This window comes from Vibrio sp. M260121, from assembly GCF_036533715.1.
Taxonomy (GTDB): Bacteria; Pseudomonadota; Gammaproteobacteria; order Enterobacterales; family Vibrionaceae; genus Vibrio.
Genome location: NZ_JATABF010000001.1, coordinates 317,592 through 342,134, shown reverse-complemented (window position 1 = coordinate 342,134; position 24,543 = coordinate 317,592). Strand labels below are relative to the sequence as shown.

21 protein-coding genes and 1 pseudogene are annotated in these 24,543 nt (G+C 45.0%); 14 read left to right on the top strand and 8 right to left on the bottom strand.

Annotation, left to right across the window (positions count from 1 at the left end; all coding sequences use genetic code 11):
• The first annotated feature begins 74 nt into the window (after positions 1-74).
• From QTO06_RS01540 to QTO06_RS01520, 5 genes are all read left to right on the top strand, one after another.
• Positions 75-674 (top strand): CoA pyrophosphatase, encoded by a 600-nt coding sequence (locus QTO06_RS01540; protein ID WP_331406649.1) that lies wholly within the window; start codon positions 75-77, stop codon positions 672-674.
• Positions 675-1,020: 346 nt separating this feature from the next.
• On the top strand, positions 1,021-2,274 hold the full coding sequence (locus QTO06_RS01535) for an aromatic amino acid transport family protein (protein WP_009706862.1): 1,254 nt from the start codon (positions 1,021-1,023) through the stop codon (positions 2,272-2,274).
• Between the two features lie 97 nt (positions 2,275-2,371).
• Complete coding sequence (locus QTO06_RS01530) at positions 2,372-3,733, top strand: L-serine ammonia-lyase (RefSeq protein ID WP_005438813.1); 1,362 nt, start codon at positions 2,372-2,374, stop codon at positions 3,731-3,733.
• A gap of 230 nt (positions 3,734-3,963) precedes the next feature.
• Positions 3,964-5,679, top strand: a complete 1,716-nt coding sequence (gene tpdA, locus QTO06_RS01525) for a cyclic di-GMP phosphodiesterase TpdA (RefSeq protein WP_331406648.1) — start codon at positions 3,964-3,966, stop codon at positions 5,677-5,679.
• A 107-nt stretch (positions 5,680-5,786) separates the two neighbouring features.
• Complete coding sequence (locus QTO06_RS01520; RefSeq protein ID WP_039988359.1) at positions 5,787-6,254, top strand: GNAT family N-acetyltransferase; 468 nt, start codon at positions 5,787-5,789, stop codon at positions 6,252-6,254.
• Between the two features lie 55 nt (positions 6,255-6,309).
• Here QTO06_RS01520 and QTO06_RS01515 read toward each other — a convergent pair whose 3' ends face one another.
• Positions 6,310-6,447: a hypothetical protein gene (locus QTO06_RS01515; RefSeq protein WP_173399923.1), complete on the bottom strand. Its 138-nt coding sequence runs from the start codon at positions 6,445-6,447 to the stop codon at positions 6,310-6,312.
• A 264-nt stretch (positions 6,448-6,711) separates the two neighbouring features.
• On the opposite strand from QTO06_RS01515, the gene QTO06_RS01510 reads away from it, so the two are divergent.
• Entirely contained in the window at positions 6,712-7,497 is a 786-nt protein-coding gene (locus tag QTO06_RS01510) for a response regulator transcription factor (RefSeq protein ID WP_331406647.1), read from the top strand.
• Between the two features lie 130 nt (positions 7,498-7,627).
• Here the strand turns inward: QTO06_RS01510 and queD are convergent, their stop codons facing one another.
• Entirely contained in the window at positions 7,628-7,990 is a 363-nt protein-coding gene (gene queD, locus QTO06_RS01505; protein WP_005376896.1) for a 6-carboxytetrahydropterin synthase QueD, read from the bottom strand.
• A 532-nt stretch (positions 7,991-8,522) separates the two neighbouring features.
• On the opposite strand from queD, the gene QTO06_RS01500 reads away from it, so the two are divergent.
• Together QTO06_RS01500 and asnS are read left to right on the top strand one after the other, a co-directional pair.
• Positions 8,523-10,148: a methyl-accepting chemotaxis protein gene (locus QTO06_RS01500; RefSeq protein ID WP_331406646.1), complete on the top strand. Its 1,626-nt coding sequence runs from the start codon at positions 8,523-8,525 to the stop codon at positions 10,146-10,148.
• 186 nt (positions 10,149-10,334) lie between these two features.
• On the top strand, positions 10,335-11,735 hold the full coding sequence (gene asnS / locus QTO06_RS01495) for an asparagine--tRNA ligase (protein WP_331406661.1): 1,401 nt from the start codon (positions 10,335-10,337) through the stop codon (positions 11,733-11,735).
• Positions 11,736-11,851: 116 nt separating this feature from the next.
• Here the strand turns inward: asnS and QTO06_RS01490 are convergent, their stop codons facing one another.
• The 3 genes from QTO06_RS01490 to QTO06_RS01480 all read right to left on the bottom strand — a co-directional run bounded on the left by QTO06_RS01490 (position 11,852) and on the right by QTO06_RS01480 (position 13,952).
• Positions 11,852-12,211 (bottom strand): hypothetical protein, encoded by a 360-nt coding sequence (locus tag QTO06_RS01490; RefSeq protein ID WP_331406645.1) that lies wholly within the window; start codon positions 12,209-12,211, stop codon positions 11,852-11,854.
• A 31-nt stretch (positions 12,212-12,242) separates the two neighbouring features.
• A complete protein-coding gene (locus tag QTO06_RS01485) occupies positions 12,243-12,464 on the bottom strand; it encodes a hypothetical protein (RefSeq protein ID WP_009706870.1) in 222 nt (73 codons plus the stop codon).
• Positions 12,465-12,548: 84 nt separating this feature from the next.
• Positions 12,549-13,952 carry an aminotransferase-like domain-containing protein gene (locus QTO06_RS01480; protein ID WP_331406644.1) on the bottom strand — a complete coding sequence of 468 codons (1,404 nt, stop codon included), beginning with the start codon at positions 13,950-13,952 and terminating at the stop codon, positions 12,549-12,551.
• Positions 13,953-14,130: 178 nt separating this feature from the next.
• Here QTO06_RS01480 and QTO06_RS01475 point away from each other — a divergent pair, with 178 nt between their 5' ends.
• The 4 genes and pseudogenes from QTO06_RS01475 (at position 14,131) to QTO06_RS01460 (ending at position 16,814) form a co-directional block, all read left to right on the top strand.
• Complete coding sequence (locus QTO06_RS01475) at positions 14,131-14,361, top strand: hypothetical protein (RefSeq protein WP_005429733.1); 231 nt, start codon at positions 14,131-14,133, stop codon at positions 14,359-14,361.
• A 200-nt stretch (positions 14,362-14,561) separates the two neighbouring features.
• The gene (locus QTO06_RS01470; protein WP_005429731.1) at positions 14,562-14,861 is read left to right on the top strand and encodes a hypothetical protein; all 300 of its coding nucleotides are present in this window, start codon (positions 14,562-14,564) and stop codon (positions 14,859-14,861) included.
• Between the two features lie 86 nt (positions 14,862-14,947).
• Positions 14,948-15,442: pseudogene (locus QTO06_RS01465) on the top strand (HD-GYP domain-containing protein); the annotation flags it as partial.
• A gap of 181 nt (positions 15,443-15,623) precedes the next feature.
• Entirely contained in the window at positions 15,624-16,814 is a 1,191-nt protein-coding gene (locus QTO06_RS01460) for an amino acid aminotransferase (RefSeq protein WP_331406643.1), read from the top strand.
• A 113-nt stretch (positions 16,815-16,927) separates the two neighbouring features.
• Here QTO06_RS01460 and QTO06_RS01455 read toward each other — a convergent pair whose 3' ends face one another.
• Positions 16,928-17,569: an outer membrane beta-barrel protein gene (locus QTO06_RS01455; protein ID WP_331406642.1), complete on the bottom strand. Its 642-nt coding sequence runs from the start codon at positions 17,567-17,569 to the stop codon at positions 16,928-16,930.
• A gap of 219 nt (positions 17,570-17,788) precedes the next feature.
• Here QTO06_RS01455 and QTO06_RS01450 point away from each other — a divergent pair, with 219 nt between their 5' ends.
• Both QTO06_RS01450 and QTO06_RS01445 read left to right on the top strand, forming a co-directional pair.
• Complete coding sequence (locus QTO06_RS01450) at positions 17,789-19,678, top strand: DUF294 nucleotidyltransferase-like domain-containing protein (protein ID WP_331406641.1); 1,890 nt, start codon at positions 17,789-17,791, stop codon at positions 19,676-19,678.
• Positions 19,679-19,686: 8 nt separating this feature from the next.
• Complete coding sequence (locus QTO06_RS01445) at positions 19,687-20,406, top strand: 3'-5' exonuclease (RefSeq protein ID WP_331406640.1); 720 nt, start codon at positions 19,687-19,689, stop codon at positions 20,404-20,406.
• A gap of 110 nt (positions 20,407-20,516) precedes the next feature.
• On the opposite strand, the gene QTO06_RS01440 is transcribed toward QTO06_RS01445, so the two are convergent.
• Both QTO06_RS01440 and QTO06_RS01435 read right to left on the bottom strand, forming a co-directional pair.
• Positions 20,517-22,400, bottom strand: a complete 1,884-nt coding sequence (locus tag QTO06_RS01440; RefSeq protein WP_331406639.1) for a methyl-accepting chemotaxis protein — start codon at positions 22,398-22,400, stop codon at positions 20,517-20,519.
• 227 nt (positions 22,401-22,627) lie between these two features.
• Positions 22,628-24,199 carry a BCCT family transporter gene (locus QTO06_RS01435; RefSeq protein WP_331406638.1) on the bottom strand — a complete coding sequence of 524 codons (1,572 nt, stop codon included), beginning with the start codon at positions 24,197-24,199 and terminating at the stop codon, positions 22,628-22,630.
• Positions 24,200-24,543: the final 344 nt, after the last annotated feature.

Here is a 24,543-nt window from a genome sequence, read left to right as displayed (position 1 = left end):
ACTCTATATGTTTCAAATTAATATGCGCACAACGCCATCAAAAGCACACTCAACTTGGGGATAAGGATTTCACTTTGGTCATCGATAAATCAACACTGTTACAAAACTTCCAACTACAACTGCCGACGGGCTATCACCGCGAGTCTTTAGGGCGCTTAGCTCACCTCAAAGAAAATACCTTAAGAGATGCCGCTGTCTTGATTGGATTTGTTGAACGTGAAGAAGGTCTTCAAGTCATTTTGACCAAGCGCGCCGAGCATCTGAGACATCATCCGGGGCAAATCAGCTTCCCTGGAGGAAAATATGAGAATGACGATCACACCTTGGTCAATACCGCTCTTAGAGAGGCAGAAGAAGAAATTGGTATTCACCAAAGTCATATACAGGTTTTTGGTCAGTTACCTAAGCTACCTACTATTAGCCAGTTTAATGTGACACCATTTTTGGCCTTCGTTTCACCAGACTACACAACTCGCATCGACCAAAATGAAGTCGCGGAAGTTTTTGAAGTGCCAGCCAACCATATTTTGAACCCAGAGAAGCTTTACAGTACAAAATTCAACCTAAGAAAGACAAGTCACCGCGTGTTTGCAATCCCCTACCAGCGTCATTTTATCTGGGGAATGACAGCACAAATTATCGAATCGATGCAAAAACACATCATTTCTAACTAACTGCCTTATCAATGGTAACTCACCCACCAAGCCAAACATCATGTGCATCTATATTAATAAAAAGTTATTTTTCAAACATCAATTCACATTAGTTTAATTTGATTTTTATAAGGCAAACGCTTGCGGTGAGAAAAATTTATACACCAACCGCTTCAGATAAGTTTTTCTAATTTCACTCATTAGCAATAATCACGTGTAGCACGCCGTTTTCGTGATAAAAAGCAGGTTTTTGACATATCATTCAATAAGCTCGAGCAATACATGATTTAGATCTAATTTTCCTAGTGCAAAATCTTGCAAAATTGGCCCCGACTTATTTCCTGTTCCCAAAATGAGTAACTCAAAAATGAATACAACTACTTCTGCGGCTTCAACCGCACAATCGTCTAGTAAGTTTTCTTACAAAGACTTCACCTGGTGTTTGTCCCTATTTGGTACAGCAGTAGGTGCAGGTGTACTTTTCCTTCCAATTAAAGCAGGTGCTGGCGGTTTCTGGCCATTAGTTATCCTAGCTCTAATCGCGGCACCAATGACTTGGTTCGCACACAAATCTCTAGCTCGTTTCGTACTTTCTGCGAAAAACCCTGAAGCTGATATCACTGACACAGTAGAAGAGCACTTCGGTAAAACTGGCGCAAACCTTATTACTTTCGCTTACTTCTTCGCTATCTACCCAATCGTACTAATCTACGGTGTTGGTATCACAAACACGGTTGACTCTTTCCTAGTGAACCAAATGGGTATGGAATCTATCCCTCGCTGGCTACTATCTGGCGCGTTAATCGCTGCTATGACTGCGGGTGTAGTATTCGGTAAAGAGCTAATGCTGAAAGCAACATCAGCAATGGTTTACCCTCTAGTATTCATCCTACTAGCGCTTTCTTTCTACCTAATTCCTGACTGGAATACGTCAATGATGGAAGTGTCTCCAAACTGGGGCGAAATGCCTTCAATCGTTTGGCTAGCAATTCCAATCATCGTATTCTCATTCAACCACAGCCCAATCATCTCTCAGTTCTCTAAAGAACAACGTCGTGTATACGGTGATGACGCAGTTAAGAAAACTGACGCGATCACTGGCGGTGCAGCGATGATGCTAATGGGTTTTGTAATGTTCTTCGTATTCTCTGTAGTACTTTCTCTATCTCCAGAGCAACTAGCATCTGCGCAAGAACAAAACATCTCAGTACTGTCTTACCTAGCTAACGTTCACGAGTCTCCACTTATCTCTTACATGGGTCCTCTAGTGGCGTTCGCAGCAATCACTTCAAGCTACTTCGGCCACTTCTTAGGCGCACACGAAGGTCTAGTTGGTCTAATCAAATCTCGCTCTGAAACTCCTAAGAGCAAGATCGAAAAAGCATCTCTAATCTTCATCGTTGTGACTACTTGGATCGTTGCTATCGTTAACCCAAGCATCCTAGGCATGATTGAAACGATGGGTGCACCAATGATTGCAGCTATCCTATTCTTGATGCCTGTATTCGCTATGAACAAAGTTCCTGCAATGGCGAAGTACAAAACTTCAGCACCTGTACAGATTTTCACAGCAATCTGTGGTCTTGCAGCAATTAGTTCTGTAATCTACGGCGCTCTTTAATCACCGCTCTCTATAAAAGCGTGATTAATTCAAGAATATAACGATAATAAAAAGCCTCCCAACTCCCCTTGGGAGGCTTTGTTCTGAGGTAATCGATATGATTAGTGTTTTTGACATCTATAAGATCGGCGTTGGTCCTTCAAGCTCACACACTGTAGGTCCAATGAAAGCGGGTAAAGAATTTATTGATGATTTACGCTCAATGGGAAAATTGCGCGACATCACTAAAATCACCGTTGACGTTTATGGTTCACTATCACTGACAGGGAAAGGTCACCACACGGATATCGCGATCATCATGGGTCTTGCAGGCAACTCCCCTGAGAAAGTAGATATCGACTCTATTCCGGGCTTTATCGCTCGCGTAGAAGAAACTGAGCGCCTACCTGTTGGCATGCACTGTCATACAGTATCGTTCCCGAAAGATGGTGGTATGAACTTCCATACTACTAACCTTGAGCTTCACGAAAACGGCATGCAGATCCACGCGTGGATCGAAGACGAAAAAGTGTACTCAAAGACTTACTACTCTATCGGCGGTGGTTTCATCGTTGATGAAGAGAACTTCGGTAAAGAAGTAGAGAACCCAATCAAGGTTCCTTACGAATACACAACAGCAGAAGAGCTTGTTCACCAGTGTAAAGAAAGCGGTCTTTCTATTAGCGCATTGGTAATGAAGAACGAACACTCTCTGCACTCTGATGAAGAGACTCGTACATACTTCGCAAACATCTGGCGCACAATGCGCGAGTGTATGGATCGCGGTATGAACGAAGAAGGTATTCTGCCTGGTCCACTACGTGTTCCTCGTCGTGCAGCAGCACTTCGTCAGCAACTGCTTACTTCTGAAAAAACAACGAACGATCCAATGTCGGTTGTTGATTGGGTAAACATGTTTGCTTTCGCAGTAAACGAAGAGAACGCAGCAGGTGGTCGCGTTGTTACAGCACCAACTAACGGTGCGTGTGGCATCATCCCTGCGGTACTGGCTTACTACGATAAGTTCATCCAAACTGTGACTGAAAAAGATTACATCCGTTACTTTGCTGCTTCTGGCGCAATCGGTGGTCTTTACAAGCGCAACGCGTCTATCTCTGGTGCAGAGGTTGGCTGTCAGGGTGAAGTTGGCGTGGCATGTTCTATGGCGGCAGCAGGCCTTGCTGAGCTTATGGGTGGTAGCCCTGAGCAAGTATGTATGGCGGCAGAAATCGCAATGGAGCACAACCTAGGTCTAACCTGTGACCCAGTTGCAGGTCAGGTTCAGGTTCCATGTATCGAGCGTAACGGTATTGCTGCGGTGAAAGCAATCAACTCGACTCGCATGGCTCTACGTCGCTCTTCTGCTCCTACGGTTTCTCTAGATAAGGTTATCGAAACCATGCTAGAGACAGGTAAAGACATGAACGCGAAATACCGTGAGACATCTCAAGGCGGTCTAGCAATCAAAGTGATTTGCTAATCCCCTCCTCTCTGAATTGAAAAGCCCGAGCCATGTGCTCGGGCTTTTTTTAATTTGCTTTTTTCCTTAAAAACCTCGCCTAAGAAAAATTCCCTCTAGATTGAGCTTTATAAAAAAATCTAAAATTACGACTATATCCAGAAGTTTAGGATATGCCCGTAGAAGGTCACATACCTGCTAACCCAATATTGATAACGTATTCAAAAAATAATCCTGGAGCGCTTTAACACATGATTAGGTTTGAACTTGGAAACCAAATCTGCGTTTGCTTGTCCGAAAAAGAACTTTCATTACAGCTCAATAACTCCATTCACTCCGCTATCCCCGTCAACAGAATTGAATATTTAATCCTCAGCACCATTGCCGCTTTTGGTAGCTTAAACGCGCCTATCAGTCAGAGGAAAATCGAAAAGAAGTTGTCATCGCAACATCACTTGATGTTGCCGGAAAATGGATTTAAGAACGCTGTTGCGTCGATACGAAAGAAGTTCAGACAACTGACGAAGAACCACGTCGAGACGCAAAAGTCTCTTATCGAAAACATCCACCGAAAGGGATATTTTGTGCCTTACAACAGCCAACACGCGCAAAAAGATGGACTACTGCAACAATCAAGAATCCACAAACACGCACTGCACAGCGTTAGAGTGGCGATAGGCATTTGTTTGCGAAGCCGAGCGCTTTACTTCAATCTGCTGTTTTTTATCACGTTTACCATGCTGCTTTATGTCGCCGTGTGTTTTTACACTATCAGTACCATCGTCAGACAAAACTATTTCGATGGCGCGATGGATTTTGCCCACGACCTTGCTCAGCGCAGCTGTTTTGAACATGAAGACCAGCTTCGTGGTTTATTCGATAACGTGCAATTGGTTGAGTCCGCTTTAATGACAGACAAGCACAATATTCGCTGCTTAGTCACGCCAGAAGCTGTGGTTCCGGTCAACGAAAGAGACCGTGAGACTTGGTTAAACAACGACAGTTACACCACGCACTCTTTTGTTTTCGATGGAGCTCAAGTTCTTGTTCGAGTGAAAAACATCAATTTGTCGAATAACATTGAGAGCCACATGTCTCGCATGTTCTTATCCGGGATGAAAGTGTGTACTAACACCGGCACAGCGTTAGAAATCGGTGATACTCGTGGGCAGTCCTTCCTCTATAACGTCAACGACAATGGCTATAAGGAGATCTATTACGTCTCTGGCCCTATTACGAGCATCTTGATTTTGAGCTTCATACTAATGTTCGCTATCAGGCATAAAAAGCTGCGTTCCCTGCTGACTTACTTGTGGGCAATCCGCGAATTTAATCTCAAGCTAGAGCCAATCCACAATACGTCTAACCGGCAGAACATCCATTACGAGGTGTTGTCCCGTTTTAAAGTTAAAAACACTCAACGTTTTATAGAGAGTTTGATAGCGAACGGATTGCTGATAAACCACACGCTACTGGTGATCAAAACCGTCTTCGGTGACTCGAAATCGCTGCTTGCGCCATTGAGCATTAATGTGTGCCCTTCTCTGCTTGAAGGCCATAACTTTACTCGTTTGTATCGACAGCTTAACCAACTCGATTGCTCACTGCTGACCATTGAAATCACCGAGAACGCCTCGATGTATTACACCCGAGAAATCTTCGACAACATCAGCAAGCTCAAAGAGATGGGTTGCAAGATCAGTATTGACGATTTTGGTACTGGGAATAACAACGTTGAGCTTATCAGCCACATCACGCCCAACTACCTTAAGATTGACCGTTTGTTTGTGATGAACTTGAAGCAAGACGACAAAAAAGTTGAAACTCTGCGCCAGCTAATTGCCATGGGTCATACCTATCACTGCACGGTTATCGTAGAAGGGGTTGAAACTGCAGAATGTGCGCATCTCCTCACCACATTGGGCGCTCACATCCATCAAGGCTTCTACTATCCACTTTGCCGCTAGTTCCCTCAATTTATTGACAAAATCTGTACATAACCAGATTGCGTACTTTTAATATCCACAACTATAATGGCGGTATTGTGTTTACCGCCTCTGAATAGATTCAGAACATGATCGCCATTAAACCTGCCAAGCTAAAGGATTTTGCTAGCTTGATGCAATTGGAAGTGCATGAAAATCAAAAAGGATTTTTTAAGCCATTTGAACAGGCTTACCAAAATAGGACGAAATCAGAAGTTTTTTACACCATCTTCCACGACTACTTAACTGTCGGGTATTTGGTGATTGACAAAGCGTTTGCTCAACACGCCCCTTTTGCGAAGCGTCATGAATTGGGCCTGAGTTACATCATGATCGACAAACGATTCCAACAACAAGGCATTGGTACGTCGACACTGCAAAAGTTGATGATGTATGGCTACGCGATTGATGCGGAGAGCAGTTCGGTGTGCGCAACGGTCGCAAACCAAAATAAAGTCGGTATTAAACTGTTTGAATCGGCGGGTTTTGAAAACACCCAGAAAACGATTTACGAAGAGAGTGGAAAAGCACTGATCTTGCGCCACGCATTAAGCTGATTTACCCCCTAAATCAAAATAGGCAGGTTCTTTACGAGCCTGCCTATTTACTAAGTCATACTGCCATTACTTCCGCTTGCCAGCCGTAACCTGTGTATTCTTTTGCTAATTTTTCAGCAACAAACGTTGATACCACCACTTCAACCCACCTACAGTATGAGCCTGTGCGGTAACGCAGTTTTACCATTTTCATTAAAACCTCTCCGGACTATGATTAAGCGGCGGAGACTTGCTCGCCATTCACCAATAACTATAATTTTAAAAAAGCCACGATATCCATGCAGTTGGAGCTCTTTGCTCATACGTGCGTGAACTCTCTCCTTGAGATAAAACGGATATAGTGTATGTTATTCGAAAAACTTCGAAATAATGCGAGAGCCATTCTGCAGAATGATATGAACAGGATGTAGAGTAAAATTACTGCATTTATAAAAAACGATAAGATGAGCCAGTTTTTATGGGCAGCGATATAGGTAAAACGACAGGAACCAGTTTTGAAGCACTCATGATACGTCAAGCGAAGAGTTTGACGACTTCTCACGCAGATGAATGTCAAAACCAACTCGAACAATTCATGCTTGAAGCAATGGATTGGTTTGAGATCGATCGCATGACGATGTTCCCAAACTCCATGCTTTTCTTCAATCAAGGGAAGACCCTTTCCGTTGCGCGGGCTCCTCACAAGATCCTGACTGCTGAACAAGTCGGCGTGGAAGACGGTGAGCGCTACCTGCGCCTGATTGGCAACTCGGAAGAGATTCAAATCTTCGACAAAAACAAGCTCGCCACTAGCGATGTTGTCGTTTTGCGTATGCTTTCTGCCCAAGGCGCATGTTGTCACTATACGATTCCGCTAACTCAATTTGGTCAACGTTGGGGTGGATTGTCTTTTACTTTGTTCGGTAGCGGCCGCTGTGGATTAACCGAAACGCAATTGGAGCAAGTGACGTTCATTTCCCATATGTGGTTATCCTTTTGGCAACACTCAAAGCTTCACCGCAGTTTGCACAGACCAGACATGAAGACGGACAATGAAAATCGCCGCATGTTGCGCTTGAGCCATCGTCAATGTGATGTGCTGGGTTTGTTGGCGAAAGGCTTATCGGCAAAAGAGATTGCCACCGAATTGAACCTCAGCCCTCGAACCATCGAATCGCACAAGTATCGACTGTTGGATATGTTAGAACTCGATAGCCATGCGGATTTAGTACAGTTCGCGCTTCGCAACGGCATAGGTTACTAGCGCCCTCTACTCTGCCGGCATTTGGTTTTGTTTAACTATTTGGCCTCGCTAAAAAGAGCAAATCCAGATAATCAGATAAAGAAAAGGCAAGCCGCGTGACTTGCCTTTCTAATAGGAGTGCAAAGGGAACTTACTCACCCTTGTAGATACAACCTGCAGTACAGGTTTCTTTGATCTCTACTTTGCTCAGTAGAGGCAGGCTTGGCTTAAGTTGTTGCCAAATCCACTTTGCTAGTACTTCACTAGTCGGGTTTTCTAGACCTTCAATATCATTCAAGTAGTAGTGGTCTAGGCGGTTGTAAATTGGCTTGAATGCCGCTTTAATTTCTGCGAAATCAACAACCCAACCTGTATGCGGATCTACTTCACCTTCTACATAAAGACGAACAAGGAAAGAGTGCCCGTGTAAGCGTCCACACTTGTGACCTTCTGGTACGTGTGGCAAGTGGTGTGCCGCTTCGAACATAAACTCTTTGTATAATTCTGTTTTCATCTTGATTCTCAGGCTTTAAAAAGACACGCAATACTAAGGAATTCACCCTTTAATGACAACCTTTATCAATAGCTGCCACAAAGCTTACAAGCGCAATCGTTAAAGTCGGTCAGTGAAGATATCATCACACAAAATACTCAAATATAAAAAAGGCAATCACCTATGAGGAGATAATTGCCAAAGTCTGGAAAATGCCAGAAAAGTTATGGTTTAGGAATCTAACGCAGGGCCGTTGGTTAGATTACCCCTGCCCTCACACGCGCGTTTGAAATAAACGTGTGAAAACGGACGCTACCCTAACCTATCTCTGGTTAACGATGGGTTAAAGACGCAAATTACTGACCCTATTTGAGCCCCTTTTTTTCACTGTCGCATTTTTGGCACCACGCCAAACAATTGATTACACACTACTTACATCACATTTACATAACCCTACTCTGTTTAGGGTCACATTCATTCGGGCGATTCATCGCTCAAATTTCGCTAACCCCTTAATATTGTGGAGTTCGTTCCAAATACACTTATAAAAAATATGCGCTCAACTATAACCTTTAAGCTCCTACTGGCTCTTATTGCGGTGTTCACTTGTGTTCTCGCGGTATCGACGGGCTACCAGTACTATCAACAAAAAATGCTTATCAATGATGTCCTTAGTGAACAGCTCCACGATAAGGCAAGCAACTACTTCGATAGCCTAAATATGATGATGCTAACCGGCACCATGTCGCAGAAAGAAACATTGCGTCAAAAAGCCCTAGCTCAAGAAGGCATAGAGCAGGTGCGCGTCTTACGTGCTGATACCGTCTCCAAATTTTATGGGCCTGGGGATGCCAATCAAAAGCCTGTTGATGATATAGACCAACGCGCACTTAGCGGAGAGTTAGTGATTGAGCCAATCAGTGCAGATTGGGGAAAAGGTCTGGTTGTTGCATTGCCGATGAAGTCGAGCGAAAACTACCGAGGCACAAACTGTGTTTCTTGCCATATCGCTCCTGAGGGTGAAGTACTCGGAGCGATTCGTCTTGAGTACAATATGAACCACGTTACTTCGCTGATTAACAAACAAGCCATGTTTGCAATGGGCATCATGTCGGTGATCGCTTTTGTCGGTTTCTTGATCACCATGGGGCTGATTCGCAAGATCATTGTTCGTCCTATTCAGAGAACCTCGCGATTTATGTCTAATGTGAGTGCCAGCAAAGATCTCTCTAAGCGTTTAGAACACAGTCAAAAGGATGAAGTTGGACAACTGTCCGATTCTATCAACTCCTTTATGGATACGGTCTGTGAAAGCCTCGAACAGGTTCGTGAGACCTCACATTCCCTTGCAGGTTCAGCAAATAGGCTCACCGATGTTGCTCAATCCACTGATGAAGCCGCCGATAATCAACAAGTCGAAACCAACGAAGTCCAGACCAACATTACTGGAATGCTTGACCAACAAGGGGTTGTCGAGCAAGCGACCATTGATGCCACCACGTTAGTCAATCACACCGTCGATGTCGCAACAAGCAGTGCTGGCCAAGCGCATCATGTTAGCGAAGACATTAAGAGCTTAGTCACCGACATCGACAAAGTGCGTGAAAAGATAACAACGTTAAATCAACAAACGGAAGAAGTGTCTTCTATTCTTGGCGTGATCAAAGGCATTGCTGAACAAACAAACTTACTCGCCTTAAACGCAGCAATAGAAGCAGCTCGCGCAGGCGACCAAGGTCGAGGTTTTGCTGTCGTCGCTGATGAAGTACGTAATCTTGCCTCCCGTACAGCGGAAGCCACCAGCAATATTGAAACCATCATTTCGCAATTCCAACAAGGCAGTGAAGAGTCTCTCAGTTCGGCCGATAGTGTGTGTGAGTTTGCCCATCAACGCTCTGTCGATGTCGAAGCGTTGTCGGCAACAATGAGAAACGTGGTGGATGAAATGCATCAAGTGTTGAAGCATGCCGAAAATATTCAGCAGCAAACTCAAACCACTTCCGGGGTGAGTAAACACATTCAAGCCAAAGTCGATACGATTACCTTGCACGCAAACGAGACTTCTCAATCCGCATCGCATACTCGCGAGATCAGCGTCGATTTAGAGCACCTTTCTGAGCGTTTGGAGTCATTACTTAACCAATTTACCCTGTCGGAGGAACAAAGGAAGAATAAATAGGAAAATTCTCCCCTCCAAAATGAATATAAAGGTTGAAGCTGACGATTTGACAGGTAATATGTTTCGATGAATCTAAAAAATTCTATCCAACTCAACGCTTCGCTTGTTTTTTAAACAATTTTGTTATGAGACAGACACTTTTAAGTGTTGAGTTGAATTTTTACCTCAATGGAGAATATTGAAAACATGACTTACGCGCCTGTATCAGACGTTTTGAAAGGTCAGCTAGCAGTAGACAGTGAAGTAACTGTTCGTGGCTGGATCCGTTCACGTCGTGATTCCAAAGCTGGAATCTCTTTCCTTGCCATTTATGACGGCTCTTGTTTCGACCCGATTCAGGCCGTGGTCCCTAATAATCTCAATAATTACGACAACGAAGTACTAAAGCTAACTACTGGCTGTTCTGTTGAAGTAACTGGTAAGATTGTTGCCTCTCCTGCGAAAGGTCAAGACTTCGAACTAGCAGCAACTGACGTTAAAGTTGTAGGCTGGGTTGAAGATGCTGACACTTACCCAATGGCAAAAACTCGTCACTCTATCGAGTACCTACGTGAAGTAGCGCACCTACGTCCGCGCACAAACGTAATCGGTGCAGTAGCACGTGTACGTAACTGTCTAGCTCAAGCGATCCACCGCTTCTACCACGAGCAAGGTTACTTCTGGGTATCTGCGCCACTGATCACTGCTTCAGATGCTGAAGGTGCTGGTGAAATGTTCCGCGTATCTACGCTAGACATGGAAAACCTACCTCGCACTGAAGAAGGCAAAGTAGATTACAACGAAGATTTCTTTGGTAAAGAGACGTTCCTAACGGTATCTGGTCAGCTAAACGCAGAAGCTTACGCTTGTGCGCTAAGCAAAGTTTACACGTTCGGTCCTACTTTCCGTGCTGAAAACTCAAACACGAGCCGCCACCTAGCGGAATTCTGGATGGTTGAGCCTGAAGTTGCGTTCGCAGAACTAGACGACGTTGCTAAACTGGCTGAAGACATGCTGAAGTTCGTGTTCAAAGCAGTACTTGCAGAGTGTCGTGATGACCTTGAGTTCTTTGCTCAACGCATCGACAAAGAAGCGATCACTCGCCTAGAGCAGTTCGTTTCTTCTGACTTCGCGCAAGTTGACTACACTGACGCAATCCAGATCCTTCTTGATTCAGGTCGTGAGTTCGAATTCCCAGTTGAATGGGGTATCGATATGTCTTCTGAGCACGAGCGTTTCCTTGCTGAAGAACACTTCAAAGCGCCTGTAATCGTTAAGAACTACCCGAAAGACATCAAAGCATTCTACATGCGTGCTAACGATGACGGTAAAACCGTTGCTGCAATGGATGTACTAGCACCAGGCATCGGCGAAATCATCGGTGGTTCTCAACGTGAAGAGCGTCTAGACATCCTAGATGCACGTATGCGTGAAGTGGGCATCGACCCTGAACACATGAGCTGGTACCGCGACCTACGTCGTTACGGCACAGTGCCACACGCAGGCTTCGGTCTAGGCTTCGAGCGTCTAGTATCTTACGTAACTGGTATGGGCAACGTTCGTGACGTGATCCCATTCCCACGTACTCCTCGCTCTGCGAACTTCTAATCACCTAGAGTGATACAGAATTAAAAAGACCTCCCATGTGGAGGTCTTTTATTTTGTCTTTAGCAAAAGTCAACTGCTGTACTTTTCAATGCTGTTTTCTCAGCAGCGAAATTAGCTCAGTTAAGTGACACACTCACTTTCTTGCCGTTGACACTGCCGATGGTCAAAGGCGATTGTCTTTCACCTTGCTTTATCAGTACTTTCGTATTGACCTGAGCGGTAGAGCGTTGAAGCTTACTTGCTTGTTTAACCGACACTTCCAGCGTGTAATCTGGATGGAGCTTATCGACAGAACCAGAAAAGTCGATGCGCTCTTGTTCATTGTCAATTCGTGCTTCAAAGTGGTTGTCTGGTTGAATCTCAGCAACAAGCTGGGTTTGGTCATAGTTCAACGTGACTGACTTGGGCTCACTATTTTCGCTCGCTGAAGCACCAAATGCCGCAAGGCACAGCGCAAGTGATAACACTCTCTTCATTCCGCTCTTCCCTATTCTTTGTAATGAGTCGTTAAGGCTCACTCTCATCATCTTTATCGGCGTTAGCTGCGTACTTCACACCTAACACGCACAAGCCAAACATAATAAAGGGAATAACGGCGGCTGTGTACTCCGTCCACGCCATATGAGAAAAAGATTTCGCTAAAATAAGGTGAGCAAACACCAACAAGAAAGCGCTAAAAACCGCTACTGCGATCAATCGTAACTCATGTTTTACCAACTGCTTTTTCATCATCACTCCTTGTATAGAGGTTTCTAGTGATGATTGAAGCACAGCTGGTTGGAAAAGCGCTGATACAGTTTGACCAAAAAAACACTAAACAGTTGCTTCGCGCACAAGACTACCTAAATTTTTGATCGCACTCTCTAAATGCTCGCTATCGGCAAAAGAGGTATTCAACCTCAAATAGTGCTCAAACTTCTCGTCGACAGAAAACAATTTCCCATAAGCGACGGTCACTTGCTCCTTCAAGAGTGTTTGATAAAGTTGTTTACTATCCACCTCTTGGGGCAGTTCTAGCCATAAGAAATACCCACCCAAAGGCAGGTGAAAGTTCACTGTTTGAGGAAGGTGCGTTTTGATGAGGGCAACGAAGCGTTCTTGTCGCTGTTGCAACGTTCTACGTAACTTTCTCAGGTGATTATCGTAACTGTCGTTTTGAAGATAATGCGCCACGCCCTGTTGGATAGGCGCACTGCCAGAAAGCGTCGACATTAACTGCAGTTTTTGAATCGGTTCATTAAAGCGTTTGTTAACCACCCACCCCAATCGATAACCGGGACAAAGGCTTTTTGATAGTGAACCACAGTGGAGCACTCGCTCTTGAGTGTCGAAGCTTTTCAGTGATGCTGGCTTTTTATCAGCGAAATAGAGCTCAGCGTAGACATCATCCTCGATCAGATACACATCATACTGGCTCGCAAGCTCGACGATACGCTGCTTGTTTTGTTCAGAAAGCGATGTACCAGTTGGATTATGAAAGTTCGTCATTAACCAGCAAGCGCGCACATCGCTATTGGTAAACGCCCACTCTAGTTGCTCTATCGAGTGGCCATGCTGCGCATCAACAGTGATCTCGATTACGTTCAAACCAAGCCGCTCAATCGCTTGTCGCGCCCCATAGAAGGCCGGTGATTCAATCACAACCGTATCTCCAGGACGAGTCACTGCTTGTAAGCTAAGGTTCAGTGCCTCTAACGCGCCCGAAGTAATCACGATATCGTCATGGGTTAAGTTAAGACCTTGCTGAATGTAACGCTGCGCAATCAAGCGGCGTAGCGATTCACTGCCTGGAGGAAGATTATCTAACAGCGTATCTGGCCCCATTTTTCGCCCAGAACTGGCGAGGTTACGGTTTAACGCTTCCAAAGGAAACAAGGCTGGATCCGGAAAAGCCGAACCAAGCTTAATCGACTCTGGTGATCCTTGATGCTTCAAAAAATCATAAAGCTCATCATTAACCGACACTCGCAGCGGATGGCTTTCTGACGTTGAAACTTCCAATCGTTCGAGATCAGCGGTAACAAAGTACCCTGATTGCGGTTTTGCCGTCACCCAACCTTGAGATTCTAGCAATTGATAAGCTTGCAATACTGTCCCAGTACTGACTGAATGGCTGCGACTCGTTACACGAACAGATGGCAGTTTTTCTCCTGCTCTCCACGTATTTTGTTGGATCTGAGATTTAAACAACTCAGCCAGTTGGCGATATCGGTTCATGCTTCCCTCATTCCTGACTATCGAGCGCACATTAGCATACTTCGCGCCTTTATAACGACATCACACCTATCAAACTCGAAACGTAATTAATCAATCTTAGTGATATCAATTGCCGTTACGAAATGAGAATTTATGTTCCATACTTTCAAAGGCATGAAATTTCTTGCGGGAGAAAATGATGAAAATGTTTACGATGGATGACCTCTCCTACCGAGGTGTACACCAAGGAGTTCACAGCTGGGATCACCCAGAGGGCAATAACCCTTATTACTGGCATCCTGATTGGCTTCATATTGCTGAAGACGCATTAGGCGTTCACCCAAAAGCTGAGCTTGAAGTACCTGATGGGGAAACTGCCACAGAAGAGCACGCGAAAGCGGCGATTATCAAGCACCTAAATGAACAATAAGGCGCGTTTAATACCTATTTATCAGATGGTTATTGTAGCGAAGTGCCAATAAATCTATCTGAATGAGAGCTGTGCAACGGAATGGATTATTTATCAACAAGATAAATAGATAGCAATCACATTAATTCCGATAACATCTGTTACATTTATAGAGTAATGGTGACGCACACCTCAACTCATGACTATGAGAGACGATAATAATGACTAAGTACAACGAAAACGATATCCAATACAAAGGCGAAACTAATGGTGTTCACGCATGGAGCACACCATCAGGCCAACCTTATTACTGGCACCCAGATTGGCTGCACGTTGCTGAAGATGCGACGGGTTCACACCCTAAGCAAAAACTAGAAGTAGAATCTTCTGAAGCACCGACTGAAAAACACGCACTAAAAGCAATCTTAAAGCATGTGAATGATTGGGCGACGGGTAAACTGTCTTCTAACCCAGATATCGAAACCAACGCCGTTGAATCAGAGATGAACCTGAAGAAGTAAGCTCAGTACGAGTTTCATCTACTATGATTGACCCAAAGCCCCGCACAGTCGGGGCTAATTTGTAAATTCCGCCTAATACATAACAAGATCACATCGAATTACTCTACAAATCTGCCCCATTACATGATGTAGGCAAGGTCGATGTACCTGACAACGTGTTACTCAAACCAGGAAAGCTGACCGACGATGAGTTTGAGATCGTGAAGGGTCATGCTGAAATTGGTGCCGAAGCACTGTCAATTGCAGAAAAACAGCTAGGAATTAGTTCCTTTTTACGAGTTGCAAAAGAGATTGCGCTAACACACCATGAAAAGTGGGATGGAAGTGGTTATCCAAACCAACTTTCTGGTGAAGCAATTCCGCTCTCCGGCCGACTAATGGCGCTAGCGGATGTGTATGACGCGCTGATTTCTAAACGCGTTTACAAGCCAGCGTTCAGTCATGACAAGGCGAAAGCCATCATTCTGGAAGGCAAAGGCAAGCATTTCGAATCACAAATTGTTGCTGTATTTCTTGCGGTCGAAGCAGAATTCCAACGTATCGCTCATCAATATCAAGATGAACAAAACATCGCCGCTTAGCCAATTATCCCCCTCTTAAAACGCTTGTTAAGAGGGTTTTTTATATCAAAAGCCTTCGTTATGTTAGATTTCTGTTTCAAATCAAAATTATTTTAAGTTTTCTGTTCACTAACTGTTGTAACGAATATTGCTGAAAGGTATAAATGTCTGCAGACCCCTTCGATTAACATGGATGAAGATTATGTTTGAAAAAGTAGTTGCCGCTCCGGCTGACCCTATTCTTGGACTAACTGAAGAGTTTAAAAAAGATACTCGCGCTGAAAAAATCAACCTAGGCGTTGGTATTTACAAGAACGAACAAGGTGAAACCCCTGTTCTTGCGACTGTTAAAAAAGCCGAAGCCGCACTGATTGAAACTGAAAAAACCAAATCTTACCTGACCATCGAAGGTACTGCAGAATACGGCCTTGCCGTGCAAAAACTGCTTTTCGGTGCTGATGCTGAAATCGTCGCAGACAAACGCGCTAAAACAGCACAAGCTCCAGGTGGTACTGGTGCATTACGCGTTGCAGGTGAATTTATTAAGCGCCAACTTGGTAACGTTAAAGTGTGGATCAGTAACCCAACTTGGGCTAACCACAATGGCGTATTCACTGCCGCAGGTATTGAGACAGCACAATACAGCTACTACAACGCAGAAACCAAAGACAAAGACTTAGACGCAATGCTGACTGACCTTCAGTCTGCTTCAGAAGGCGACGTGGTTCTACTGCACGGCTGCTGCCACAACCCAACAGGTATCGACCCAACTGCAGAAGAGTGGGAAACACTGGCTAAACTGGTTGCTGATAAAAAACTACTTCCTCTATTCGACTTTGCGTACCAAGGTTTCGCGAAAGGTGTAGAAGAAGATGCAGCAGGTCTACGTACTTTCGCTAAATACAACAAAGAGATCCTAGTAGCGAGCTCTTTCTCTAAGAACTTTGGCCTTTACAACGAGCGTGTTGGTGCATTCACTTTAGTTGCAGAATCAGAAGAAGTGGCAACAACAGCATTTTCGCAAGTGAAAGCAATCATCCGTTCTATTTACTCTAACCCACCAGCTCACGGCAGTGCAGTTGTAACTCATATTCTTGGTGACGCAGCACTGCGTGCAGAATGGGAAGCAGAAGTAGCAGAAATGCGTGACCGTATCCAAGAGATGCGCGAACTGTTTGTAGCAACTCTGAAAGCAGAAGGTGTCGACGCAGACTTTAGCTTCATCGAGCGTCAAAACGGCATGTTCTCGTTCTCTGGTCTGTCTAAAGAACAAGTAAACCGTCTGCAAGAAGAGTTCGCAATCTACATTGTTGGCTCTGGCCGCATCAGTGTAGCGGGCATGACGAAGTCAAACATGGGTCCTCTATGTAAAGGCATTGCGGCGGTTCTATAATCGCCCTTCTTGCTTAAACAAGTCGGAATAAAAAGGTCAGCAATTGCTGACCTTTTTCGTACATTTGTTTTAATTCGGGCGGTTCTAATTCAAACAACGAGGATTCACAAGGCTCAATAAACGAACTTAAAGCTGATGCCCACTTCGTTAATGTGATCAGATTCTCGGCTTTGATAATCAGTGTCACGGAACTGGTAGTAAAGCCCAGAGCCAATCACATGGTGCCATTGGTAGTTAAACGCGATCTTGTAGTTGTTCTCATCCACAATATCACTGCGATTTAAGTGAACTTCTGCCGTTGCCATCAGCTTTTCACTGAATAAGTAATTAGCACCAATCGTCACACCTTGAATAAATTCACTATCCGATGAAAGCGTTCGGTCGGTATTGTCGTCGGTCGCTTTGGATTTAATCGCACCAAGCCCATAGAGACCATACACATCAAACTGTTCATTAATACCGTAGCGATAGCCACCACCAAACATCAAACGGTCTATACGCAAAGTGAAATCGTCTGGGTGGAAAAACTGCGCGGAGTAATCGACATTAAACAGCCAGTTGTCGGTGAACATATAGTTACCACCCAAGCCCAACGTCGTCGCGTTGGAGTTATCTAGCCATTCTTCATTTGTGGTGCCAGCACCGATGTCTAGATTGATGTGCTCGTAGCCAAATTTATCGACTTGTTCTGACTCTGAGGCAACGCTCATTATTGGTAATGCTACAAGAGGTGCAGCTAATAATAGTCTTACCATTCTACTTCCTTCCATGAGTGTCATCCAAAACTCTTCTTTATACGCCCATTGTATTGATTTAATTCGGCATCTTGATGACAGCGTAGCCGAAATAATAACGAATTGCCGTGCGACTTGTCTGAATCTTATCATTGCGCACGAAAAACAGTTATCCGATAAGACTCTGTTTTAAAACTAAGTTAAGATTACCCTATCACTTGCAAACCAAAAGGCACCTTAATGGAAGCAGAACTTCTCGAGATATATAACTTTCTCGCCAAGTATCCCCCATTCAACGAGCTTCCGGAAGAAACGCTCACCAAAGTGACAGAGAACATCGAAATCTCTTACTACCGTCAAGATACTCCTATCATTCACTTCGGCGACCAGATCAATGACCTATACATGGTTCGCAGCGGCGTGGTTGAAGTCTACCGACGTAAAGGTGAGCTGTATAACCGACTCGACGAGGGCGACCTTTTTGGTCAAATGGGTCTTCTTACCAACAACAAAGTTCGCTTCCCTGTAAAAGCGATTGAAGACTCCTTACTTTACTGTATTCCGCAAGATATCTTCCAAGAGCTTTACGATAACTTCGACTCATTCGCTGATTTTGTCGAAGTAGAAAACAGCGCACGTCTTCGCCAAACGGTATCCGAAAACAACGATGCAAATGACTTAACCACTTCTAAAGTCAAAACGCTCCTTACCCGCGAAGCGCCTACCATTGAGCGCGGCCAGACAATCCAAGAAGCAGCACAACTGATGGCGCAAGACAACGTTTCTTCGCTATTGATTGTAGACCCAGATTTTGTGCTGGATGAAGAAGATCCACAATCGCCAGTCGTCGGTATTATCACTGACCGTGATTTATGTACTCGCGTCTTAGCAGAAGGTCTCTCACCGCTTGATGAAGTATCAACTGTGATGACGACCGAAGTTATCTCACTGGACCACAACGCATACGTGTATGAAGCCATGCTAACCATGCTTCGTTACAACGTGCACCACTTGCCAGTAGTGAAAGAGCAAATGCCGATTGGCATCATAGAAGCAACGGATATCGTTCGTTACGAGTCGCAGAACTCCTTGTTACTGGTGAGTAGCATCTTCCAGCAACAAACCATCGAAGACTTAGCCATTGTTGCAGAAGAAGTGAAAAGCAGCTTCGTGCGTTTGGTGAACGAAGACGCCAACTCGCACATGGTCGGCAGTGCCATGTCGGTGATTGGCCGAAGCTTCAAACAACGTCTACTCGAAATGGCAGAAGAAGAATTAGGGCCACCACCTATTCCCTACTGCTTTCTTGCTCTTGGCTCCATGGGACGTGACGAACAGCTTCTGGTTACCGACCAAGATAACGCCATCATTCTTGATGACACCTATAAAGAAAAAAAGCATGGTAAGTACTTTGAAGCGCTCGCACAATACGTCAGCGATGGCTTGAACGTGTGTGGCTATAAGTACTGTACTGGCGACATTATGGCAACCAATCCAATGTGGCGGATGACACGTTCACAGTGGGAGGAGTGCTTCGCCGATTGGATTGATGATCCAAACCCGAAAGCGCTACTCAACGCCTCTATCTTCTTCGATTTAGATGGTGTCTATGGACGTTTGAAATGGGCAGAACAGTTGACCAGCTTCATCGTGCGTCGCGCTCGTAAGAACAACCGATTCTTGGCATGTTTAGCACGCAACGCGTTGAACCGAACTCCGCCGCTCGGCTTCTTTAAAGACTTCGTGATGGAGAAAGATGGCCAGCATAAGAACTCGATCAACCTAAAACGCCGAGGCACAGCACCTCTGGTGGACTTGATTCGCGTTCACTCGCTTGCGGTCGGCTCTCGTGCTCAAAACTCATTTGAACGCCTTGATGACATCATCGACGCCGGTATTTTGCCAAAAGGCCGTGCGCAAGACTTGAAGGATGCGATGGAGTTCATCTCTATGGTACGTATCCGCCACCAAGCAATCGATGTTGAGTTAGGAATTGAGCCGGATAACAACATTGAGCCTGAAAACCTGTCGGATTTCGAACGCCGAAACCTAAAAGATGCGTTCCAAATCCTCAGCAATGGTCAGAACTTCTTGAAGTTCCGTTATCAGGCCAGCAACAAATTTAAGTGAGGCGTGGAATGATCAAAAAGTTGTTTCAAAAGCCCAGTATCCAGTGGCCAATGAAGTTCCAGCAAAAGTTGGAACGTGCCACTGACGAGCGCTTGGTCGCCTTTTACGGTAAGGAGTTACCTGTTCCGGAGACCCCACTCTCTCAGGTGGAATTTGTCGCGTTAGATTTCGAAACGACGGGCTTAAATCCGCAAAAAAACGGCATTATTACCATTGGTTTGGTGCCGTTTAATCTCAATCGTATTTTCTTACGTCAAGCGAAACACTGGAAAGTTCGCCCTCAAGAAAAACTCGATGAAGACTCCGTCATCATTCACGGCATTACCCATAATGAACTGATTGATGCGCCCGATTTGGGCGAGATCCTTGGCCCATTATTGGAGAGCTTAGCGGGTAAGATTGTCGTGGTGCATTACCGCCGCATAGAACGAGAGTTTCTTGATCAGGCACTTCGTACGCGTCTTGGGGAAGGTATTGAGTTTCCAGTGTTAGATACACTGCAGATTGAAGAAGACATCCAACAAAGAACTTCTGGCGGTTTGTGGAATAAACTCAAAGGCAATAAGCCGAAATCGTTGCGTTTGGCTCAATCTCGTCGACGTTATGGACTGCCAGATTATACGCCGCATCACGCGTTAACCGATGCGATTGCTACCGCCGAGTTGCTGCAGGCGCAAATTGCCCACCACTACAATGAAGAGCAACCCATCAGTAGCTTGTGGCTGTAGCGAGAAGCTAGAAGCGAAAATATTATCTCTAGATAAACAAAAAGGAGCCAATTGGCTCCTTTCCTATTTTCGTTAAACGCGAAAAACAGCGCTTAACTAACACTCAAAGCTTACAGCTTGAAGCGTTTGATCTCTTGCTCTAGTTCGTGAGAAAGCTCAGACAAATGCGCCGCTTGCTCTGCTGCTTGGTGCGCTTCAACAGAAAGCTCGTCAGACACATCACGAATGCCTTCGGTGTTACGAGTAATTTCTGTTGTCACAGAGGCTTGCTCTTCCGCCGCAGACGCAATTTGCGTTGCCATGTCGCTGATGCGCTCAACCGCAGAGTGGATTTGAGTCAAGCTTACCGCTGCTGAGTTTGCATCATCGACACTGGTGTCAGCAAGACGACGACTGTCATCCATGATACCCACCGCTTTCGCCGTTGTGCCTTGTAGCATTTCGATTGTCTCTTGGATCTCTTGCGTTGATGCGTGAGTACGTTGGCTCAATACACGAACCTCATCCGCCACGACAGCAAAACCACGACCTTGTTCACCTGCACGTGCTGCCTCAATCGCCGCGTTCAGTGCCAACAGGTTAGTTTGCTCTGCAATGCCTTGGATGGTCGAAAGAATGGTGTTGATCGCGTTACCGTGTGCTTCCAGCTCTTGGATAACATTGGTCGCAACTTGCACTTCTTGCGCTAGGTTTTGGATAGAGCCTTGAGTTTGCGTTACTTGGCCAGAGCCATGCACACAGGCTTGTACTGCTTCTTCAGAGCTTGATGCTGTGTTATCTGCGTTTCCTGCAATCTCTTGCGTCGCTGCAGCCATCTCATTAACGGCAGTCGCAACCATGTTGATTTCATCTTGCTGGTAAGAGATGCGCTGACTACGCTCTTCAGCTTGTTGTGCCGTTGTACGCGCTTGTTCTGACAAGGCTGAAGAGACATGACTCAGTTTGGTCACCATGGTGTGCATGTTGCCAACAAAGCGGTTGAAGTTATCGGCAAGTTTGCCCACTTCATCATCACTGCGAGGTTCCAGACGCTGCGTCAAGTCACCCTCACCTGAGGCAATTTCTTCCAGTGCTTGTGATACTCGGCCTAGATCGCGAAACAAGAAGCCTACCAACCAAGATACTGCAACAATCACCACAATAGTGATCAATACCGCGGTAATAACCATCTCACGCAGAAGTTGCGCGTGGCTTGCTTCTTCCGTTGCGCGATCCATCTCGATTGCGAACATCCAGTTTGTGCCCGGTACTTTGCTAAAGTAAAAAAGCTTCTCTTGACCTTTGATCGTTGCTGTTTCAATGGTTCCAGAATTTGCAGCACGCTCAATAGAGCCTTTCGAAAACTCTTGAGTAAGGTCAGTGATTGGCTTAAGCGTTAAACTTTTGTTTGGATGCGCAAGGAAAGTACCATCGTTCATGTCGATCAGCATTGCATGTGCGTTTTCACCCGCATCTAGACTGATAACGTCGTCAATTAGCTGATCGATCAGTACGTCCGCACCAACCACACCAATGAACTTACCGTTTTTCATCACAGGTTCTGCGATAGTCACCAGTAATGCATTTGTGATCGCATCTTGGTAAGCTTCGGTGATGATCTGCTTACCTGCTGCATTTGCATCTTTGTACCAAGGGCGAGTACGAGGGTCATAGTCTGCACGGTTACGTTCTGGATGAGAACGGTACATACCTCCCTCCGGAGTACCTAGGAAGATATCGTCAAAGCCCCCCGCTTTGCGCGCTTGTTGTAAGAAAGGCACCACGTCTTGCTCTGTTGAGTAGCCGTTGAAAGCCGTCGCAATGTCTTTGCGAATCGCAACCCAGTCAGAAATACCTTCTGATGCTGCGTTACTTAGGCTTTGTGCTCGTGAATAGACACCTGAACGCGTCTGATCAAACAATTGACCAGCCGACAGCCAAGTCAGTGCTGTTGCCATCACTACAACAGCAGATAGGCTTGCGCCAATTAGCTTTTGTTTTAATGATAATTTCATAATTATTATAAGAGGTTGGGAGAACAGTTAAGGTGGCTGAATATTACACATTTCTGACAAAGTAATCACGAAGATTATTCACAAAATTAAGACAATAACCTGTTGTAAAATAAAGAATTTACTTCGTCATTTTTTTGGCAAGCGTCAGAAAAATCGCACAAAAAAAGCCAGCATTTCGCTGGCTTTTTAACTCATTAATATCTAACGATATTTATAAATCATATCAATTATTGACGTTCTGTTCTCATACCCATCAATAGGCTGACACACATTGCAAGCAATACGAATGTGAATGGTAACGCGGTAGAGATAGCACCAGCTTGCAGCGCTTGAACCGCTTCTGAACCACCAATCCACAGCAGTGCAACCGCAATCGCACCTTCCATAAACGCCCAGAATACACGTTGTAGAACTGGTGCATCCACTTTACCACCAGCGGTAATGCTGTCGATAACCAGTGAGCCAGAGTCCGATGAAGTGATGAAGAATACCAATACCAACACAACAGCAATGATAGACAGCATGTTACCGAATGGCAGAACATCAAACATTTGGAACATCGCTAGTGATACGTCCGTTAGACCGTTTGCACCTAGCTCACCCACATTGTTGATCACTTGATCGATAGCTAGACCACCGAATACTGACATCCAAATTAGTGTTACCGCTGTTGGAACAATCAGTACCGCTGTGATGAATTCACGAACCGTACGACCGCGAGATACGCGAGCGATGAACATACCCACGAATGGTGACCATGAAATCCACCAAGCCCAGTAGAATACTGTCCAACCTTGGAACCAAGCTTCGTCAGTACGACCAAACGGGTTGCTCAGTGGAACCAAGTTTTCTATGTACGCCATAAAGGTGGTAGGAATTGAACCTAAGCTCACAGCCCAACCAATCAAACCCACAAGGATAAGCAGTAGGAAGGCAATAACCATGTTGATGTTACTGATGACCTTTACACCGCCATCGATACCACGGATTACCGAAACAACCGCAAGTAACGTCACAATCGTAATAACGACGATCTGTAAGCCTAGACCCGGCTCCACACCAAACACGTGGTGAATACCACTCGCTGCTTGTTGCGCACCAAGACCTAGCGACGTTGCAAGACCAAATAGCGTTGCTAGTACTGCAAGAATATCAACAATATGACCAGCCCAACCCCACGCGCGATCGCCCAACAATGGGTAGAAGATCGAACGCATAGAAAGCGGAAGGCCTTTGTTGTATGTGAAGAAAGCAAGGGAAAGTGCTACGACACCGTAGATTGCCCATGGGTGTAGACCCCAGTGGAACATCGTCGCGCCCAGTGCAAGCTTAGCCGCTTCCGGCGTGTTTGCCTCTACACCTAGCGGGGTTTCATACCAACCAGTGAAGTAAGCCACTGGCTCTGCCACACTCCAGAACATCAGACCGATACCCATACCTGCTGCGAACAACATCGCCAACCAAGATACGAATGAGTAATCGGCAACCGCGTCTTTACCACCAAGGCGAATTTTACCCATTGGCGATACGATCAGTACCAAACAGAAGATAACGAAGATGTTACCAGAAATGATGAATAGCCAGTCGAAAGAACCGATGATCTTCCACTTAAGACCATCCAGTGCCGCTTTCGCGGTGTGTGCATCCAGCACAAGTGCAGCAATTAGAAATAGCGCAATGAAGCCCGCACTAATACCAAAAACAGGATTATGTACGTCAAACCCCCATTTTTGCACGTTGTCTTGACCAACCGTATAGTCGGTACTGTCGATACTGTACTTATCTATACCTTTTGTCATTGTTCCTCTCTTTTGCATTCAATATTTTTAACAAGGCATTAAAAATCATTTGAACACGATACATTTTATTTTCCATGAAAGTTGAAGATCCTACCATTTGAGGCGTTTTTGTCTATCTTTTGCTGATAAAAAATCCAATAACTTACTTTTCAATCAGAAAAATCCACCAAAAAAAGCGAAAACCACCACGACAATAATTAGACCACAAACATTTCTTACTATAATAATTCTAGCCGTTACTTTTTTATCCACCGAATGCCCTTAGAAACAATAAGGAGAGCCAAGGCAAATAATTGAAAATTGGTGTCGCGATACCTAACTAAGCCCTTTTAATAACAACGCTT

Excerpts from the sequence above, each read along its gene's own strand:
- QTO06_RS01535 (WP_009706862.1), top strand. The coding sequence starts at position 1,021 with ATGAATACAACTACTTCTGCGGCTTCAACCGCACAATCGTCTAGTAAG.
- QTO06_RS01530 (WP_005438813.1), top strand. The coding sequence starts at position 2,372 with ATGATTAGTGTTTTTGACATCTATAAGATCGGCGTTGGTCCTTCAAGC.
- tpdA (WP_331406648.1), top strand. The coding sequence starts at position 3,964 with ATGATTAGGTTTGAACTTGGAAACCAAATCTGCGTTTGCTTGTCCGAA.
- QTO06_RS01520 (WP_039988359.1), top strand. The coding sequence starts at position 5,787 with ATGATCGCCATTAAACCTGCCAAGCTAAAGGATTTTGCTAGCTTGATG.
- QTO06_RS01515 (WP_173399923.1), bottom strand. The coding sequence starts at position 6,447 with ATGAAAATGGTAAAACTGCGTTACCGCACAGGCTCATACTGTAGGTGG.
- QTO06_RS01510 (WP_331406647.1), top strand. The coding sequence starts at position 6,712 with ATGGGCAGCGATATAGGTAAAACGACAGGAACCAGTTTTGAAGCACTC.
- queD (WP_005376896.1), bottom strand. The coding sequence starts at position 7,990 with ATGAAAACAGAATTATACAAAGAGTTTATGTTCGAAGCGGCACACCAC.
- QTO06_RS01500 (WP_331406646.1), top strand. The coding sequence starts at position 8,523 with ATGCGCTCAACTATAACCTTTAAGCTCCTACTGGCTCTTATTGCGGTG.
- asnS (WP_331406661.1), top strand. The coding sequence starts at position 10,335 with ATGACTTACGCGCCTGTATCAGACGTTTTGAAAGGTCAGCTAGCAGTA.
- QTO06_RS01490 (WP_331406645.1), bottom strand. The coding sequence starts at position 12,211 with ATGAAGAGAGTGTTATCACTTGCGCTGTGCCTTGCGGCATTTGGTGCT.
- QTO06_RS01485 (WP_009706870.1), bottom strand. The coding sequence starts at position 12,464 with ATGAAAAAGCAGTTGGTAAAACATGAGTTACGATTGATCGCAGTAGCG.
- QTO06_RS01480 (WP_331406644.1), bottom strand. The coding sequence starts at position 13,952 with ATGAACCGATATCGCCAACTGGCTGAGTTGTTTAAATCTCAGATCCAA.
- QTO06_RS01475 (WP_005429733.1), top strand. The coding sequence starts at position 14,131 with ATGAAAATGTTTACGATGGATGACCTCTCCTACCGAGGTGTACACCAA.
- QTO06_RS01470 (WP_005429731.1), top strand. The coding sequence starts at position 14,562 with ATGACTAAGTACAACGAAAACGATATCCAATACAAAGGCGAAACTAAT.
- QTO06_RS01460 (WP_331406643.1), top strand. The coding sequence starts at position 15,624 with ATGTTTGAAAAAGTAGTTGCCGCTCCGGCTGACCCTATTCTTGGACTA.
- QTO06_RS01455 (WP_331406642.1), bottom strand. The coding sequence starts at position 17,569 with ATGGTAAGACTATTATTAGCTGCACCTCTTGTAGCATTACCAATAATG.
- QTO06_RS01450 (WP_331406641.1), top strand. The coding sequence starts at position 17,789 with ATGGAAGCAGAACTTCTCGAGATATATAACTTTCTCGCCAAGTATCCC.
- QTO06_RS01445 (WP_331406640.1), top strand. The coding sequence starts at position 19,687 with ATGATCAAAAAGTTGTTTCAAAAGCCCAGTATCCAGTGGCCAATGAAG.
- QTO06_RS01440 (WP_331406639.1), bottom strand. The coding sequence starts at position 22,400 with ATGAAATTATCATTAAAACAAAAGCTAATTGGCGCAAGCCTATCTGCT.
- QTO06_RS01435 (WP_331406638.1), bottom strand. The coding sequence starts at position 24,199 with ATGACAAAAGGTATAGATAAGTACAGTATCGACAGTACCGACTATACG.